13 protein-coding genes are annotated in these 16,392 nt (G+C 67.0%); 3 read left to right on the top strand and 10 right to left on the bottom strand.

Annotated elements, in window-relative coordinates; all coding sequences use genetic code 11:
- The 9 genes from QUS11_06980 to QUS11_06940 form a co-directional block, all read right to left on the bottom strand.
- A partial coding sequence (locus QUS11_06980) for a hypothetical protein (GenBank protein MDM7993042.1) occupies positions 1 to 1,974 on the bottom strand: 1,974 nt, incomplete at its 3' end.
- A 26-nt stretch (positions 1,975 to 2,000) separates the two neighbouring features.
- Positions 2,001 to 3,101 (bottom strand): J domain-containing protein, encoded by a 1,101-nt coding sequence (locus QUS11_06975; protein MDM7993041.1) that lies wholly within the window; start codon positions 3,099 to 3,101, stop codon positions 2,001 to 2,003.
- 83 nt (positions 3,102 to 3,184) lie between these two features.
- Complete coding sequence (dnaK, locus tag QUS11_06970) at positions 3,185 to 5,059, bottom strand: molecular chaperone DnaK (GenBank protein ID MDM7993040.1); 1,875 nt, start codon at positions 5,057 to 5,059, stop codon at positions 3,185 to 3,187.
- 141 nt (positions 5,060 to 5,200) lie between these two features.
- The gene (gene mtnA / locus QUS11_06965) at positions 5,201 to 6,241 is read right to left on the bottom strand and encodes an S-methyl-5-thioribose-1-phosphate isomerase (protein MDM7993039.1); all 1,041 of its coding nucleotides are present in this window, start codon (positions 6,239 to 6,241) and stop codon (positions 5,201 to 5,203) included.
- Complete coding sequence (locus QUS11_06960; protein ID MDM7993038.1) at positions 6,241 to 6,786, bottom strand: flavoprotein; 546 nt, start codon at positions 6,784 to 6,786, stop codon at positions 6,241 to 6,243. Before QUS11_06960 ends, mtnA begins: the two co-directional genes overlap by 1 nt.
- A complete protein-coding gene (locus tag QUS11_06955; GenBank protein ID MDM7993037.1) occupies positions 6,771 to 7,568 on the bottom strand; it encodes a type III pantothenate kinase in 798 nt (265 codons plus the stop codon). The genes QUS11_06960 and QUS11_06955 overlap by 16 nt, the downstream gene beginning before the upstream one ends.
- Positions 7,569 to 7,657: 89 nt before the next feature.
- The gene (nadC, locus tag QUS11_06950; protein ID MDM7993036.1) at positions 7,658 to 8,512 is read right to left on the bottom strand and encodes a carboxylating nicotinate-nucleotide diphosphorylase; all 855 of its coding nucleotides are present in this window, start codon (positions 8,510 to 8,512) and stop codon (positions 7,658 to 7,660) included.
- Positions 8,496 to 9,983 carry an amidohydrolase family protein gene (locus tag QUS11_06945; GenBank protein MDM7993035.1) on the bottom strand — a complete coding sequence of 496 codons (1,488 nt, stop codon included), beginning with the start codon at positions 9,981 to 9,983 and terminating at the stop codon, positions 8,496 to 8,498. Before QUS11_06945 ends, nadC begins: the two co-directional genes overlap by 17 nt.
- The gene (locus QUS11_06940; GenBank protein MDM7993034.1) at positions 9,980 to 10,918 is read right to left on the bottom strand and encodes a GGDEF domain-containing protein; all 939 of its coding nucleotides are present in this window, start codon (positions 10,916 to 10,918) and stop codon (positions 9,980 to 9,982) included. Before QUS11_06940 ends, QUS11_06945 begins: the two co-directional genes overlap by 4 nt.
- A 123-nt stretch (positions 10,919 to 11,041) precedes the next feature.
- On the opposite strand from QUS11_06940, the gene QUS11_06935 reads away from it, so the two are divergent.
- Positions 11,042 to 11,845 (top strand): hypothetical protein, encoded by an 804-nt coding sequence (locus QUS11_06935; GenBank protein ID MDM7993033.1) that lies wholly within the window; start codon positions 11,042 to 11,044, stop codon positions 11,843 to 11,845.
- Between the two features lie 130 nt (positions 11,846 to 11,975).
- Positions 11,976 to 12,872: a hypothetical protein gene (locus QUS11_06930; protein ID MDM7993032.1), complete on the top strand. Its 897-nt coding sequence runs from the start codon at positions 11,976 to 11,978 to the stop codon at positions 12,870 to 12,872.
- A gap of 49 nt (positions 12,873 to 12,921) precedes the next feature.
- Here QUS11_06930 and QUS11_06925 read toward each other — a convergent pair whose 3' ends face one another.
- Positions 12,922 to 14,136, bottom strand: coding sequence for an MFS transporter (locus QUS11_06925; GenBank protein ID MDM7993031.1), 1,215 nt, complete (start codon positions 14,134 to 14,136; stop codon positions 12,922 to 12,924).
- A 236-nt stretch (positions 14,137 to 14,372) separates the two neighbouring features.
- Between QUS11_06925 and pepF the strand changes: the two genes are divergently transcribed.
- Positions 14,373 to 16,190, top strand: a complete 1,818-nt coding sequence (gene pepF, locus QUS11_06920) for an oligoendopeptidase F (protein MDM7993030.1) — start codon at positions 14,373 to 14,375, stop codon at positions 16,188 to 16,190.
- Positions 16,191 to 16,392 lie beyond the last annotated feature (202 nt).

Here is a 16,392-nt window from a genome sequence, read left to right as displayed (position 1 = left end):
CCCCCCCCCCCCCCCCCCCCCCCCCCCCCCCCCCCCCCCCCCCCCCCCCCCCCCCCCCCCCCCCCCCCCCCCCCCCCCCCCCCCCCCCCCCCCCCCCCCCCCCCCCCCCCCCCCCTGCGCGGGCTTCGGCGGAGGCGCCGGGATCGGGGATGAGAGCTCCCGGATGGCCCTTCTCGCGGCCTTCCTCTCCCCGGCATCGGTGCTGCGCAGCCGCGACAGCATGGAGTCCGCGCGGGAGTTGAGGTCGCGGATGAGCTCGTCGGCCTTCCGTGCCGCCTCCTCCCTCTGTCTCGACGCATCGCGCCTCTGGAGCTCGGCGAGTTCCTCGAATTCCGCCCCCAGCTTCTCCGCCTTCTCCGCCAAGGCCCTTGCCTCGGCTCGCTCCCCTTCCAGCGCCTGGATCTCCGAATCGAGCTGGGCGATGAGCCTGTCGAGCCGGAATGCGTCCTGGGACAGCCCCGACGCCCTCTCGAGGAGGGGTGCGGGAAAGCCCATCCTGAGAGCGATCTCGAACGTGTAGGAGGAGCCCGGTGTCCCGAATCTGAAGCCGTAGTCCGGCGAGAGGCTCTCCTCGTCGAAGTTCATGCAGGCGTTGTAGAAGCCCTGGTGTGTGGACGCCAGCGACTTGAGCTGGCCGAGATGGGTCGTGGTCACGACCCTCGCCCCCTTCCCGGCCAGGCCTTCCAGCAGGACGGCAGCGAGGGCCGAGCCGGTGAGCGGATCGGTGCCCCCGGCAGGTTCGTCTATGATCGCGAGAGTCCCTCCGTCGGCGGAATCGAGCATCCCGATCTCGTCCTTCAATCTGGCGGAGAAGGTGCTGAGCCTCTCGGACAGCGACTGCCTGTCGCCGATCGACACGAGGATCGTCGAGAAATGAGGCAGCGACGATCCGGGCGCCGCCAGTGCGCCCAGGCCGCTCTGGCTTCCGCAGACCGCCAGCCCGATGGTCTTGACCAGGACGGTCTTGCCGCCGGCGTTCGGACCGCTTATCACGACGGCCCTCCAGTCGGCCGGGAACGAGATGTCGTTGGCGACCGACTCGGCCCCGGGGATGAGGGGATGCCTGGCCGACCTGAGGTCAAGCGGACCTTCCGGCGGGAATGTCGTCCCGGCTTCCATGTGGTACCTGGCCCTGGCGAAGATGCAGTCCAGGAGCACAGCCGAGCGGGCGCCGGCCTTCACGGGCCCGGCGCTCTCACGGAGCAGGGCTGTCGCCTCGCGGAGGATCCTCCGCTCCTCCTGGGCCATCTCCATGAGCGTCTCCTGCAGCCTGTTGCCGGTTTCGAGCAGTTCGGCGGGCTCGATGAAGAGAGTGCTCCCGGAATCCGACCTGTCATGGATCATCCCGGGGACGGAGGCGCGCCTGGCGGCGACCACCGGGATAACCGTCCTGCCGTCCCTGAGGGTCGGCGGCGCGTCCCGCGATACTCCAGCCGCCACCATCCTCTCCGAAATCTTCGCGGCATCCCTCGCCAGCCCGTCACGCAGCCTCGCGGCCGAACGGGCGAGCCTGGCCAGGAGATCGGAGGCATCGGGAGCCACGGTTCCCTCCGGCGTCGTGATCCTGAGCAGATGCCGGGTGAGAGGCGCCAGGTCCGGAAGTTCCAGGAGCCTGTCGGCGAGGACGCCATCCCTCCAGGGCAGACCCGTCGCGTCGAGGCGGGCACGGAAGGACGAGAGTGAGTCCAGCGCCTCGGCGGCGGCCCGGAGGGACGCCGGTTCCAGGGCCACGGCCCCGGTCTCGAGGAGGGAGATGACGTCGAACAGAGGATCGGCCGAGGCTCCCGGCAGGGATGCGCCTGCAGCGAGGAGCGAGGCTGCCTCTATGGTCTCGAGCGCGAGCGACACCGATTCCGCCCTGTCGGCGGCCGGTTCGAGCCGCGTGACGAGCCCGGCCCCCCTCGCGCTGCCGGCCAGCGAGGAGACGATGGCAAGGACTCTGTCGAACTCGAGCCTCGAGAGGTCGGTGTGCATGACCTGCCCTCCCGGGCGTGACGCCCTCACCCCTTGCGGAAGTTGCCCGATCCGGCCAGTTCCTTCAGGGCCTTCTTCTCCGACTGGCTGAGCCTCCTGGGAACGTACACGGAGATCCTCACCTCGAGGTCGCCCCTGCCCCTGCCGCGGAGCCTGCCCATCCCGGCGCCACGGATGCTCACCACATCACCGGGCTGGGTGCCTGGCGGGAGATCGATCCTCCTGGTCCCGCCCTCCACCGTGGGGATGTCGAAGCCCGATCCCAGGGCGGCATCGGGGAAGCTCACAGTCAGCGGATACACCAGGTTGTCGCCGCTGCGCGAGAAGGGGCCGTAGTCGACGCTCCTGACATGCAGGACGAGATCTCCCGGGACGGTGCCGCCGGGGTGGTCTCCCTGCCCGCGCAGCCTTATCGAATACCCCTCCGAGATCCCGGCGGGGACCTCGACGGAGATGGACCTCTCCACCTGCTCCGAGCCGGCGCCCCTGCACGAGGCGCACTTCTTCCGTGCGATGCGGCCCGAGCCTCCGCAGGCCCGGCAGCCGGAGACCGACTGGAAGGTGCCCAGCAGCGTCCTCCTGGCGGTGCGGACCCTCCCGGCTCCGGAGCACTCGCGGCATTCGTCGAAGCCGGCGGCTGCATCGTGGCCTGTGCCCCCGCAGGCAGGGCAGGGCTCGTTCCTCTTCACCCTGATCTCCCTGGGGCCTCCGTGGGCAGCCTCCTGCAGTGCGAGATCGACATCGACCTCTATGTCCGGACCCGAAGCGGACGGGCCGGCTCCCCTACCCGATCCGGCGCCCGACATCGACCCGAATCCCCCCGCTCCCCATCCGAAGGCATCCATGAACGACCTGATGGCGTCGTCCAGGCCGAACCCCGAGAAGACATCCGACATGTCGGGCCCTCCGTCGGCGGTTCCGAACCTGTCGAATCGAGCCCTCTTGTCGGGATCGCTCAGGATCTCGTACGCGAGGGTGATCTCCTTGAAGCGCTCCTCTGCCGCCCTGTCGCCGGGATTGCGGTCGGGATGGCACTCCATCGCCGCCTTCCGGTAGGCCTTCTTTATCTCGTCCGTGCCGGCATCCCTCGGGACGCCCAGCACCTCGTACGGGTTCCTGGCTGTCATCGGACTCTCCGTGTGGGGGCGCTCCGCCTCACCGTCACCGAAGGACGGTCATGCGGGGGCATGTGCGGGGGCCGGATCAAGAGCTACAGCTCGTGCGGCTCTTCGGGGCTGTCCTCGAGGACATAGAGCTGGTCCTGCTCTTCCGAGGCTCCTATCGAGCCGCTGTCGAGCACTTCTATGAGCCTCGACACCTGCGTCACCAGCTCGGACGTCCGGCTGGTCTCCTTCGCGATCCTGACCCTGTCGGTCGTGTCCCTGGTCATCCGCAGGGAGACAAGCGCAGTGTCCAGTTCCTCCCATGATTCCTTCTCGAGATGCTTCTTGGCAGCCTCGAGCACCCTCTGTGCATCGTAGATGGCCTGGTCGGCGGCATTCCGGGATTCGACGAGCCTCATCCTGGCCTTGTCGATCTCGGCGTTGGCCTCGGCCTCCTTCATCAGTCTGTGTATCTCGTCCTCCGAGAGCCCCCCGCTGGGATTGACCCGCATGGACTGGAGCCGCCCGGTGATCGCGTCCTTCGCGGAGACGCTCAGCAGTCCGTTCGAGTCGATCTCGAACGAGACCTCTATCCTCGGGGCGCCGCGCTTGGCCGGCGGGATCCCCACGAGTTCGAAGCGTCCGAGGCTCCTGTTGCCCTCGGCCAGCTCCCTCTCGCCCTGCAGGACGTGGATGCTCACCACCTGCTGGTTGTCGACGGCCGATGTGAACATCCTGCTGCGCTTGATGGGAATGGGAGTGTTCCTCTCGACGATCGGCGCCATCACCCCGCCGAGCGTCTCGACACCGAGAGTGAGCGGGGTCACGTCGAGAAGGACCAGGTCCTTCCTCTGACCCGTGAGGACGGAAGCCTCCACCGCGGCGCCTATGCCGACGACCTCGTCGGGGTTGACGCTGTGGGCGGGCTTCTGGTGGAAGATGTCCTCGACCATCTTCCGCACGAAGGGCATCCTCGTGGAGCCGCCCACCAGGAGCACGTGATCGATCTCCTCGGGTCTGACGGAGGCGTCGTTGAGCGCCTTCTCGGAGGGTTCCCGCGTGAGCTTGACCAGATCCTCTATGAGGCTCTCGAGCAGGCCTCTCGTGAGCGACATCTCGAGGTGCTTCGGCCCCTCCTCGTCGGAAGCGATGAAGGGCAGGTTGATCCCGGCTTCGAGAACCGTCGAGAGCTCGCACTTCGCACGCTCGGCCGCCTCACGGATCCTCTGGAGGGCGACGGGGTCGGAGCTGAGGTCGAGGCCGTGCTCGCGCTTGAATTCGGAGATGATCCATTCGACGATCCTGGCGTCGAAGTCGTCGCCGCCGAGGTGGGTGTTGCCGCTGGTGGCCATGACCTCGAACACGCCGTTCACGACCTGCAGGATGCTGATGTCGAAGGTGCCTCCGCCCAGGTCGTACACGGCGAGGCGCTTCCTCTCGGTCGGCTCCATGAAGGCCAGCGCGGCTGCCGTGGGCTCGTTCAGGACGCGCCTGACCTCGAACCCGGCTATCCTGCCGGCGGCCTTCGTGGCCTCCCTCTGGACCTCGTTGAAATAGGCGGGTACAGTGATCACGGCCTCGGTGACCGGCTCGCCCAGGAATTCCTCGGCTCTGCTCTTGAGGCGCTGGAGGATCATGGCGGAGATCTCGGGCGGGGTGTAGTCGCGGTCGAAGACGCGCACCACGGCATCGCCCTTCTCGTTGTCCCGGACCTCGTAGCTGACGTTCATCCGCTCCTCCGAGACTTCCTCGAAGTGCCGGCCCATCAGCCGCTTGATGCTCCATATGGTGTTCCGGGGATTGGTGATGGCCTGCCGTTTGGCCACGAGGCCCACGAGTCGTTCGCCCTTGGCCGTGAAGGCCACCACGGACGGCATCACCCGCTGGCCTTCGCCGGAGGGGATGACCACGATCTCTCCGCCCTCGGCCACGGCCATGCACGAATTGGTCGTACCCAGGTCTATCCCGACGGCTCTGCCCAAGTCACGCCTCCGGATCTGGAGGAAGCCCCCGGCCCCCCTGAGAAACCCAGCCGACTCCGCGGGCCCTTCCCCATGTCGCGCCGAACCGCGCCCGGACCCGATCGGAGGACCCCACTGCCTCCAGTCGCTTAAAGTACCGTCTCAGGAACCTCCTGTCAACGCTCTCATCGCATCCTTCGGACTGCCGCGCATCGCGCCCAGTTCACAGACGTACGCCGAGACGAGGCGGGCCGGCGTCACGTCGAATGCGGGGTTGTAGACGGAGACTCCGGCGGGGGCGGTCCTGCAGCCTCCCATGGACGTCACCTCCCCCCCGTCCCTCTGCTCGATCGGGATGGCGGGTCCGTCCGGTGTCCAGGGATCGAAGGTGGAGAGCGGGGCCACGACGTAGAACGGGATGCCCGCCTCGCGCGCTGCGAGGGCCAGCGGATAGGTTCCTAGCTTGTTCGCGACGTCCCCGTTGCAGGCGATCCTGTCGGCGCCGGTGAAGACCGCGTCGACGGCCCCGGAGGCCAGCAGTCCGGCCGCGGCCGAGTCGGGCAGGACGGTGACGGGGATCCCCGCCCGCGCGAGTTCCCATGCCGTAAGCCTGGAACCCTGGAGGAGAGGCCTGGTCTCGTCGGCGAAGGCCGAGGCGAGGAGGCCCCTGTCCCATGCCTCGTAGAACACGGCGAGCGCCGTCCCGAGGCCTCCGGTCGCGAGAGCGCCGGCGTTGCAGTGGGTCAGGAGGCGGGATCCCGGCCCCAGGAGGGAGGCTCCGTGACGGCCCATCAGGCGCGATGCCTCGAGATCCGCAGCGAGGATCGAGTCCGCGTTCGCGAGCAGGGCCTCGAAGATCACGCCGGAGTTCCCGGGGTCGCGGAGAACCGCTCTCTGTGATGTCAGGGCGCGGGACAGGTTCACGGCCGTCGGCCTCGTGGCCTCCAGCAGGTCCATGCCCGCCTCGACCCCGCCCGCGAAACCCGGTCCCGGGGAGGCAGTGAGAGCCGCGAGGGCCGCTCCGTAGGCGGCTGCGATGCCTATGGCCGGGGCGCCCCTGACCGCGAGGGTCCTTATGGCATGGGCGAGTTCGCCCACGGTGCGGCAGTCCAGGTATTCGACACTGCCGGGGAGCGCTCTCTGGTCGAGAATCCTCACGGCTCCGGAAGCCCATCTGACGGTCTCGACCGGATCGCAGCCCATCAGGCTCCCGTTCCGAGTATCCCGAGGCAGATCGAGAGGATGTCCTCGGGCTCCATCATCCTGCCTTCGCCCGAAGTGCCGCAGGCTAGAGCCCCGCTGACGGGACCGGCGATGCGGATCCCCCTCGACGCGAGTTTCTGCACGTTCTCCCTCGTGGCCGGGTTGGCCCACATCCTGCTGTTCATCGAAGGGGCGACCACCACGGGGCAGTCGCATGCCAGGATCGTCGAGGTGAGGAGGTCGTCCGCGAAGCCCCAGGCCATCCTCGCCAGGAAATGGGCCGTGGCGGGGGCGACAACCGCCAGTGCTGCAGACTCGCTGAGACTGATGTGCGGGATGGGATCGGCCGGCTGGGCCGGGAAGAGGTCGGTGTGGACCGCCCTGCCTGTGACGCACGCCAGCTGGGCCGGGCCTATGAGCCTGGTGGCGGGACCGGAGAGCACTCCCTCCACCTCGAACCCGCTCCTCCTGAGCATGGATGCCAGCGCGACCCCCTTGTAGGCAGCCGCGCTCGATGTGATGCCGAGCACTACCTTCCGGGACATCTCGACAAACCCTCCCTGCATCTCCTCCCCACCTCGTTGACACCCATCAGGGTGAGCGCCGGGATGACGACGAAGGGCGTCCTGCAGACCCCGGCTATCCCCTCCGCCCATCCTCCGGTCGCCAGGTGCACGGCTCCGTCCCCGGCGAACGGGGAGAGGAGTTCCACCAGCCTGTCGGCCGCCCCTGCAGAACCGAGCAGCACCCCCGACCTCACGGCCTCGGCCGTGGTCCTCCCCAGAGCGCTGCCGGGCAGGTCGAGATCGACCGGATTGAGGAGCTCCGCCTTCTTGAAGAGCTCGGATGCGGCCGTACCTATCCCGGGGGCGATCGCACCGCCCAGATACTCGCCCCGGGCGTCGATGACGTCGAAGGTCGTGGCCGTTCCGAAATCGGCCACTATGGCCGGCAGGTTCCCGAGGAGGACCGCCGCGACGGCGTTCGCTATCCTGTCGGGCCCGAGCTCCTCGGGCCTGGGATAGGATGCCCTGATGCCAGAGGTCGCCGCGCAGACCTCGATGACGTCGGCACCCAGGTAGTCTGCCGCGGCCTTCTCGATGGAATGCCTCACCTGAGGCACGACGGTGGCGAACGACAGCAGTGCGGGCGGCTGCTCCCCCCTGCCTTCGAGCATGGCGCGGAGCAGCAGCCCCAGTTCGTCCGGGGTCCAGTGCCGGGTCGACACGCGCCAGCTCCTGAGCAGATCGCCACCCTCGAAGAGCCCGATCGCCGTCTTGGTGTTCCCGACGTCCATCGCGAGTGCGGTCGTCACTCCTGAAGGCACTCTAATCCTCCCGGTCAGGTGAGATGTCGGCTGCGGAATGGGGAACTGCCTGGTCGGCCCCGGGAGTGGTTGCCGCTCCCGAAGGCACTCTACTCCTCCCAGTCCAGTGAGATGTCGGCAGCAGGGGCGGAATGCGTGATGCTCCCGGTCGAGATCCCGTCCACGCCCGTGCCTGCCGCATCCCTTGCGGTAGCGAGGCTTATGCCGCCGGAAGCCTCCATGTATACGCCCGACCCCCTTGCCCGCCTGACCGCCTCGCTCATCTCGGCCACGCCCATGTTGTCCAGGAGGATCCTGCCGGGGTGCATCTCCAGCACCGCATCGAGCTGGTCGAGGCTGTCTATCTCGACCTCCACGGGGATGCCGGCGCTCCGGGCCGAGGACACGGCTTCCGCCAGGGCCTCCGGACTCCCGGCCGCCAGCCAGTGGTTGTCCTTGAACATGGCCATCTCGTGCAGGTCGAACCTGTGGTTGCGCCCTCCGCCGCATCTGACGGCATATCTCTCCAGCGCGCGGAGCCCCGGTGTCGTCTTCCTGGTGTCCAGTATCTCGGCACCCGTGCCTTCGACGGCCTCCACGAGGAGCCTGGTGGCAGTCGCGATGCCGCTCATCCTGTTGAGGATGTTGAGCGCCGTCCTCTCGCCCCGCAGGAGGATCCCGGCAGGTCCCGACAGGATGCCGATGCGGCATCCCCGTTCCACTGCCTCACCGTCGGCAGCCGACCTGGATGCATCGACCCCTCCGCCGAGCGTTTCGAAGACCATCTCGACGGCCCGCCATCCGCAGAGGACGAGCCTGCCTCTCGCGACTGCAGCCGCCCGTGCCCGTCTCGAGGCGTTCGCGCCGAGGGCTTCGACGGCCGAATCCGAGAATGCCGCATCCTCTTCCAGACCCCTCGACACCGCATCGCGCAGGACCGATTCCAGGTCACGCCAGTCCGTCATGTCCGAGGCTCCCTCCGGGGAGACCCGCGTCCAGGTGGACGACTCTCCCTCCGGCCATCGTGAGCAGCACCTTCGGCGGATCCTGATACGGAATACCGGGATCGCCGTCGAGGAGCACCAGGTCCGCCCGCCTGCCGGGGGCGAGGGGTCCGGCCAGATCGCCGAAGCCCGATATGGATGCGGCTTCGAGGGTATAGGCGTTCAGGGCATCCTCCGGGCCGAGGCGGAAGGAGGGCTCGGGGTGCCCGATGGCGCCGCGGATGCCCCACAGGGGACCGAACGGCATCCCGTCGCTGCCGAATCCGAGCCTGAAGCCGGCCGCGAGCGGAAGGGCGAAGGGATTCAGCCTGCGCGCGCGGGCTTCTCCCAGCCTCTCCGCGTACATCCCCCCGGGGCCCTGCCAGCGCCTTACGAAGTTCGGCTGCATCGAGAAGACGTGGACATCGCGCCTCCATGTGCCCGGCCACGCCGGTTCCAGATCCTCGGCGTGCTCGACCCTGATCTCCGGGGGCTGTCCGGGGCCCGCCGGGATCATTCCAGCCGAATCGAGCAGGCGGAGAGCCCGGGCTCCTATGGCGTGCACCACCGGCACCAGGCCCCTGTTCCTCGCCTCCCCCACGAGGAGGGCAAGCCGCCGTCCGTCGATGCATGGAGCGCATGAAGATCCGTCGGAGTAGGCTCCGTCCGTGGAGGCGGTCCTCGCGCCGAATCCGCCGTCGAGGAACATCTTGGCGCCTCTGACCGCCACCCTGCCGGAGGTCCAGGCATCCGGCCACGCGGCGGGATCGTCCGCGAACACGCTGACGGATACCGACAGTTCCGGCGGGAGTATTCCGGGCATCATCAGGGCATGCCCGGGCGACTCGGTGGTGGCGAGCCCGGTGACACCCTCGGAGAAGGCGATCCCGGCCGCCGACTGCATGGCGGACACGAACTCGCGGTCCGTGGGGGGGAACAGCTCGTACGCCCTGAGTACGGGGCCTTCGACTACGAGTGCGCTCCCTCCCCCGCCCGAGGTGGAGGTGCCCGGCTCCCTGGACCTGAGCAGCCCGAGCATCGCCGAATTGACGAGGGCGGCATGTCCGCACACCCTCCGGAGCATGACCGGTCTGCCCCTCGAGGCCGAGTCGAGTTCATCCAGGGACGGGAGCGAAGCCCCGCTCCAGGAGCTCTCGTCCCACTTCTCGCCCCTGACTATCGCCCCTTCATCCCCCGCCGGGGCTCCGGCCAGCGCGTCGAGCATGTCGGCAGCGCTCCGGCAGCCCGAGAGGTCGAGGCCGGCCTTCTCCATGCCCATCCAGAGGAGATGGCAGTGCGCATCGAAGAAGGACGGGATGGCGTGACAGGGGGGGACTTCCCCCCCGAGCGGGACGATCCGCTCTATCATGCCGTCGCGCACGGAGATCTCACTGGGCCCCAGCGGCGTCCCCCGTCCCGTCCTGACAGAGGCGCACCTCAGGATCGTCCTCAAGCCGATCCGCCCGAAGCGTTCCTGTTCCTGACCTGGCTCCACATCAGTTCGAAGACCTCCTCGCGGATCTCGAACTCGAACCAGGTGTAGTTGCCCCTGTTCTCGACGAAGACCACCCGCCCGGGGATCTCCTGGTTGATGAGACCGCCCGGAGGAGACGCCAGCGACAGGGGCTCGCTGACGATCGAGTCGAGGAAGGTGATCTCCCTCGCCTCTATCTCCTGGGCATCGGGCTTGGGGAACCAGGCCTTGATGATCAGCCTGTTCCTGTCGAAGATCGGGCTCTTGCCGAAATAGGTGACCCCGATCTTGAACGTCCTGGATTCGGAGTTGAGCCTGGGCGTGAACTCGACAGCGCGGTTCCTGCCTGATTCCTTCGCCTCGTAGAGCGCCTTGTCGGCCATCACTATGAGTTCGGCACCGGTGACGTCCAGGGTGCTGCAGACCCCGGCGGAGATCTCGACTCCGAGGCTGACCGTACCGGAGCTGTCACCGGGCGCCTGGACCCTTGCGGAGACGGGGATCGAGGGATCGTCGGCGGGGATCGAGAGAGGCGAATGCCCGACCGTACTCACCATCCTGGAGGCCGCCGCGAGACCCTCGGATCTGTCGAAGTTGGGCAGGAGGACCGTGATCTCCTCGCCGCCGTACCTGTAGGCCTCCCCCCTGTACCGGACGCTCTCCCTGATGATCCTGGAGACGTGCAGCAGGACCATGTCGCCGATGGAATGGCCCCATCTGTCGTTGAAAAGCTTGAAGTGGTCGATGTCGATCATCACTGCGGAGAGTGGGAGCCGCTCCACCGCCATGAGCCTCAGGAGCCTGGGGAGATCCTCGTCCAGCGCCTTCCTGGGGGGCAGCCCGGTCACCGGATCCGTCTCCCCCTCGCGGGGGAAGCGCAGCCTGACGGGATAATCGCCGGTCTCTTCAGCCAAGGCCACCCACCGATGCAGAACTCCTTGCGGACCCCGACCCGGATGTTGACACGGGGAGCGGATACGAGTACGCTAACATCGCTGGCTGGTTCGATCAAGCCCGACAGGGGGAATGGAGGTATTTTGAACAGGCTGCTCACATCGCTGTTCGTGCTACTCCTCGCGGTTTCCGCATGCGGCAGATCACCCGAGGAGCAGGCTGTACGCACCGCCTACAACGACCTCACCGACAATCTGGAGGCGGGAGACTACCAGGCCACCTACGACATGATGAGCTCCAACACCCGCACCTTCCTCGACGATCTGGCCGAGGCCTTCCAGTTCTACGGCATGGGCATGGGTGACACCGGCAGCGAGCTCCTCACCGAGATGATGTCGGAAGTCGACATGTCCGACCTCTCGCGCGACATCACGTCTGTCACCATCACCGGCGACAGGGCGCAGGTCGTCACCGCCACCATCGACGGCGACGAGACCACCGAGTTCGTGCTGGAAGACGGAGCATGGAGGCTCGACTTCGAGCAGTTCATGAAGGACGCCATCGACGAGGGTCTCGCCGGCTCCGGCATGACCGTCGACGACATCCTCGCCCATGAGATCGATGCCGACACCTTCGGTTCCGACATGCAGGCCGGCATGGACTTCGAGGCGGGTTCCGGAAGCTGCCCCGTCAGGATCACGAACGGCCTCGGCAGCTACGAGATCTGGTTCGTCTACGTCAGCTCGTCCGACATGACCGAGTGGGGAGACGACTGGCTGGGCTCCACCCGTATCCTGTCGCCCGGCAACACCATCACGGTCAACGTGGCCCCCGGCACCTACGACATCATGGTCGAGGACGAGGACGGCGACACATACAGCAGCTACGGCGCCGAGGTAGGCCCCTCCGGCTACTCCTGGACGCCGACGCTGTCCGACATGGACTGAGCCACGGGTCATGCGCACCGACCGGTATGGACACCTGTTCTGCGCTTTACGATGATACGCGGATGATGGTCGGGGTATGCCTCGCATGTTTCGACATGGTCCTTGCCGTACAACTCTCGATGGAGGGATGATGAGAAGAGTCCTGCTGCTGCTTGCCGGCGCTCTCGTACTGTTCGGAGCGGGTTGCGCCAAGACAGTGCCCGTCACCGTCACCAATTCGCTCGGTGATTACGACATCGCCCAGATCTACATCTACCCCACCACCCAGGTCAGCCGTGGCGAGGATCTGCAGGCCACCGACCTCACGCCGGGCCAGAGTGCCGAGTTCCAGTTCCTGCCCGGCACGTACAACATCCTCGTGATCGACGAGGATGACGACAGCTACTTCTTCGAGAACGTCACAGTCCCCAAGGAGGGCTTCGTCAAGGAAGTCACCCTCGACGACCTGAACTGGGAGCACGTCCACGTCGGGACGGGCCATTACCCGATCACCCTGACCAACAACCTCGTCGACTACGACATGTGGTACCTCTACGTCGACCCCACCGGCACCGAGCCGACCACCGAGTACATGGGCTCCAACATCGTGTTCCCGGACGAGAAGATCACCGTCTGGGTCGAGCCCGGCTCGTATGACATCCAGGTCGTCGACGACACCGACTTCACCTACACCTACGAGGGCATCGCCGTCAGCGAGACCGCCGGTGCGGACGTCGCAGTCAAGCCCGAGGACATCGACGCGACAAGGCCCGTCCCCGTCCCCGCCACTGTCACGGTCAGGAACGACCTGGGCAGCTGGGACATCTCCTACATCTACATCGACCCCTCCGACGCGCCCTGGAGCGAGGACCGTCTCGGCGCCCGCGTCCTTGCGCCCGGCGAGTCCTTCGATGTCGAGATCACCACGGGAACCTGGGACATGAAGGCCGAAGACGAGGACGGCGACACCTACACCCTCTGGACCCAGGAAATCGGGCCCGAGGGCTTCGTCTGGGCCGTCACCCTCGACCAGATGGATACCGAGTAGCCTTTATTCCAGACAGCGGAGAGGGCCCCCGGGAGACCGGGGGCCTTTTCTATCTGGATTCCATCTTCCTCACGAAGACGAGGTTCACGGCGGCCACCACGGCTGCGAGGCAGAACACCGACCAGGGCCCCAGGAACGCCCATAGGAGTCCCGCACCTGCGGGGACCAGCATGGAGACCGCATGGTCGAGGGTGCCGCCCAGGCCCAGGGTCGGCACGATGTCGCCGCTGCACCTGGCGATCCTCGAGAGGTATGTGGTGCGGGCCATGCTCAGCGAGAAGAGGAGTTCGTCGAGGACGTAGAGCGAGTAGAGGACGGCCAGGGCCGCGCCCCGTGCGAGGACAGAGGGAGCAGCGGCGTACCCGATGCACATGGCGAACACGAGGATCGACTCCACGGTCAGGACGGACTTCTCCCCGTACCTGTCTATGAGGTCTCCGAAGAGCGGCTTCGAGAACAGGCCGAGCAGCGCCGCAGCCCCCATCGCCAGAGCCAGGTCGGGGGCCTTCTGGTCGAAAAGGCTCACCAGCAGCCATGGCGCGAATGTCAGGAAGATCTGCTTCCTCGCCCCGAAGAGGATCGCGAGGATGTAGTACAGCCTGTATTCCCTGCGCAGGACGAACCGTTCCTTCATGGAGGGCCCCGGCTCACCCTCCGTCCTGTCGCCCCGCACCCTGGGGATGGCCATGGTCAGCGCGAAGCCGAGGGCCAGAACGACTGCGGCCGCACCGTATACCGCGCCGAAGCCGCCATGGATCCTGCCCAGCACGACCCAGACGATCCCGGTTCCCAGCATCAGTCCGGCGGACCTGTAGGCTCCCACCGTGCCGAGGATCCAGCCCCTCCCGCGCCCGGGTCCGAGGTCCATGGCCAGGGCGTCCCTCAGGGGTACGTAGAGGTGCATGCCCGCCGACCAGAGGAGCATGCAGGCCATGAACACCGCGAAGGACGAGCCGGCGACGGCCAGCACTAGGAAACTCACCACCCCGGCCAGGAAGCAGATGCTCAGGGCCCTCCCCCGGGCCATCCCAGCCACCAGACCCACCAGGACCACCTGGAGGAATCCCGGGAGCTCCCTGGGGACCTCCAGGGCCCCCCGGGTTTCTCCGCCCACGCGGAGGACGTTGAAGAGAAAGTCCGGCATCACCGACGAGAACACGTTTCCGGCGGCCGCCATCAGGGCGACTCCGATCATCATCCTGCCGAGGTTGCCGGAGAGGCCGATCCTCTCGGCCAGTGGGTTCCTTCTTGCTAGGGAGCGCATCCGTCCTCCTGGTGATGCAGCAGTGGCGTACGATGCCTCGAACATGGCCGATGAGGCCCTCCGGGGCCATCGCCGCCGCGACGTCCCCTCCGGGCGGTCATGGCGGGACCGGAGGCCCGCGGCCTATACTTGGCGGATCGGATCGACGTCCGGGAACGGACGGGATGCGCAGAGATACCCGGGCAGGATGTCCGCAGGGGCATCGGGCCCGGATCATGTAAGAAGGATGGTAAGGGATGTCTGGACAGCCTCCGAGGAGAGATCAGGTTGCGGCAGGGGACAGATGGTCGGTCGAAGCCGTCTTCAGGTCCGACGAAGAGTGGGAGATGGCCTTCAGGGCCACAGAGGGCTACGGCCGCGTGTTCGCAGCCTGGGCGGGAAGGCTCGGCGAATCGCCGGAGACGCTCGCCCATGCAGTGTCGGAGATGCTCGCACAGAGGAGGGTCCTCGAGAAGCTGGGCCTCTACGCGAGCATGAGGCAGGACGAGGACCTCTCGAACGCCCTCCACTCCTCCATGGACGACAGGTGCACCGCCAGGAGGAACGAGGTCGCGACGGCCCACTCGTTCTTCATGCCCGAACTGCTGTCGATCGATCCGGCCGTGATGTCGGAATGGCTCCGCACCCCGGCGCTCGAAGGTTATTCCTCCTGGCTGGGCGAGATGCTGAGATACCGCCCCCACACCCTCTCAGAACCCGAGGAGAAGCTCCTGGCGATGTCGGGAGACGCCCTCCAGGGATTCCATGCGGGATTCGGCAAGCTCTCCAACGTGGACATGCCCGCCAGGCTGCCCGAGATAACGGATGCCGAGGGCAGGCCGACCAGGCTCACCAACTCGAATCTGGTACCGCTCATGGAGGAAAGGGATCCGAAGGTCAGGAGGGCTGCATTCGACGGGTACTACAGGGAGCTTTCAGGGAATCTGAACACATCGGCCGCTCTCCTCAACGGCCAGGTGAAGTCGCACATCTTCATGGCCAGGGCGAGGAGGCATGCATCCGCGCTGGAGGCCTCGCTCTTCGACGATCTGGTCGGTACCGGCGTCTACGAGGCCCTCATCGCAGCAGTCCACGGCAGGCTGCCCGTGATGCACGGCTACTACGCCGCGAAGAAGGCCGCCCTCGGCCTCGGCACGATGTCCCCCTGCGACCTCTACCTGCCCGCGGTCGAGTACTCTCCGCGCAAGTACAGCTATGACGAGGCCGTGGAGATGACCCTGGAGGCGGTCCGCCCCCTGGGCGGGAGGTATGTCGCCGACCTGTCGGAGGGATTCAGGAGCGGCTGGGTGGACAGGTACGAGAACGTCGGCAAGCGCTCCGGCGCCTACTCGACGGGATGCGCCGACTCCATGCCGTACATCCTCCACAACTTCAGCGGCACGCTCGACTCGGTGTTCACGCTCGCCCACGAGGCCGGGCACTCGATGCACAGCCTCCTGTCATGGAGGCACCAGCCCTACCATTCCTCCGACTACCGGATCCTCGTGGCGGAGGTCGCATCCACGACGAACGAGATGCTCCTCGCGGACATGCTGATGAAGAAGACCGACGACGACGGGATGAAGGCCTTCCTGCTGGACAGGCTCGTCAACGACTTCAGGACCACGGTCTTCAGGCAGACCATGTTCGCCGAGTTCGAGTGGCTGATCCACAGGGAGGTCGAGGAGGGCGGAGCGCTCACACCCGAGTTCCTGAACTCGAGATACCTCGAACTGGTCCGCCTCTACCACGGCGAAGCCCTGAACACTTCCGGCGACGACGCCCTGATCGAGGCGGAATGGGCCAGGATACCGCACTTCTACTACGACTTCTACGTCTACAAGTACGCCACCGGCCTCTCCTCGGCCGTGGCCCTGTCCCGGCGGATACTCGAGGGGCGGCCGGGCGCACTGGAGGCGTATCTCGGCTTCCTCTCGGCAGGTTCTTCGAAGAGGCCGCTCGACATCCTCCGCGACGCGGGAGTCGATCTGGAGACCCCGGCTCCAGTGAACGAGGCGCTGGACTTTCTCGAGGAGACCGTGCGCCGGTTCGGGGAACTGACCGCGAGGGGCTGAGCCTAGGACCAGGCGTCGGCCTGGTTCCGGCCGGACGGCGGATCGCTGCCGGGCCTGGTCGTTTCCATCGACATGGACGCTCGGGCCCTCTCGCGATCCGCCGATCGGGGTTTTCTCAGTCAGGCGGATCGCTGCCGGGCCTGGTCGTTTCCATCGACATTGACGCTCGGGCCCTCTCGCGATCCGCCGATCGGGGTTTTCT

Source organism: Candidatus Fermentibacter sp. (assembly GCA_030373045.1).
Classification (GTDB): Bacteria; Fermentibacterota; Fermentibacteria; order Fermentibacterales; family Fermentibacteraceae; genus Fermentibacter.
Note: the sequence above shows the minus strand (reverse complement) of the source record. Positions and strands in the feature narration are given on the sequence as shown.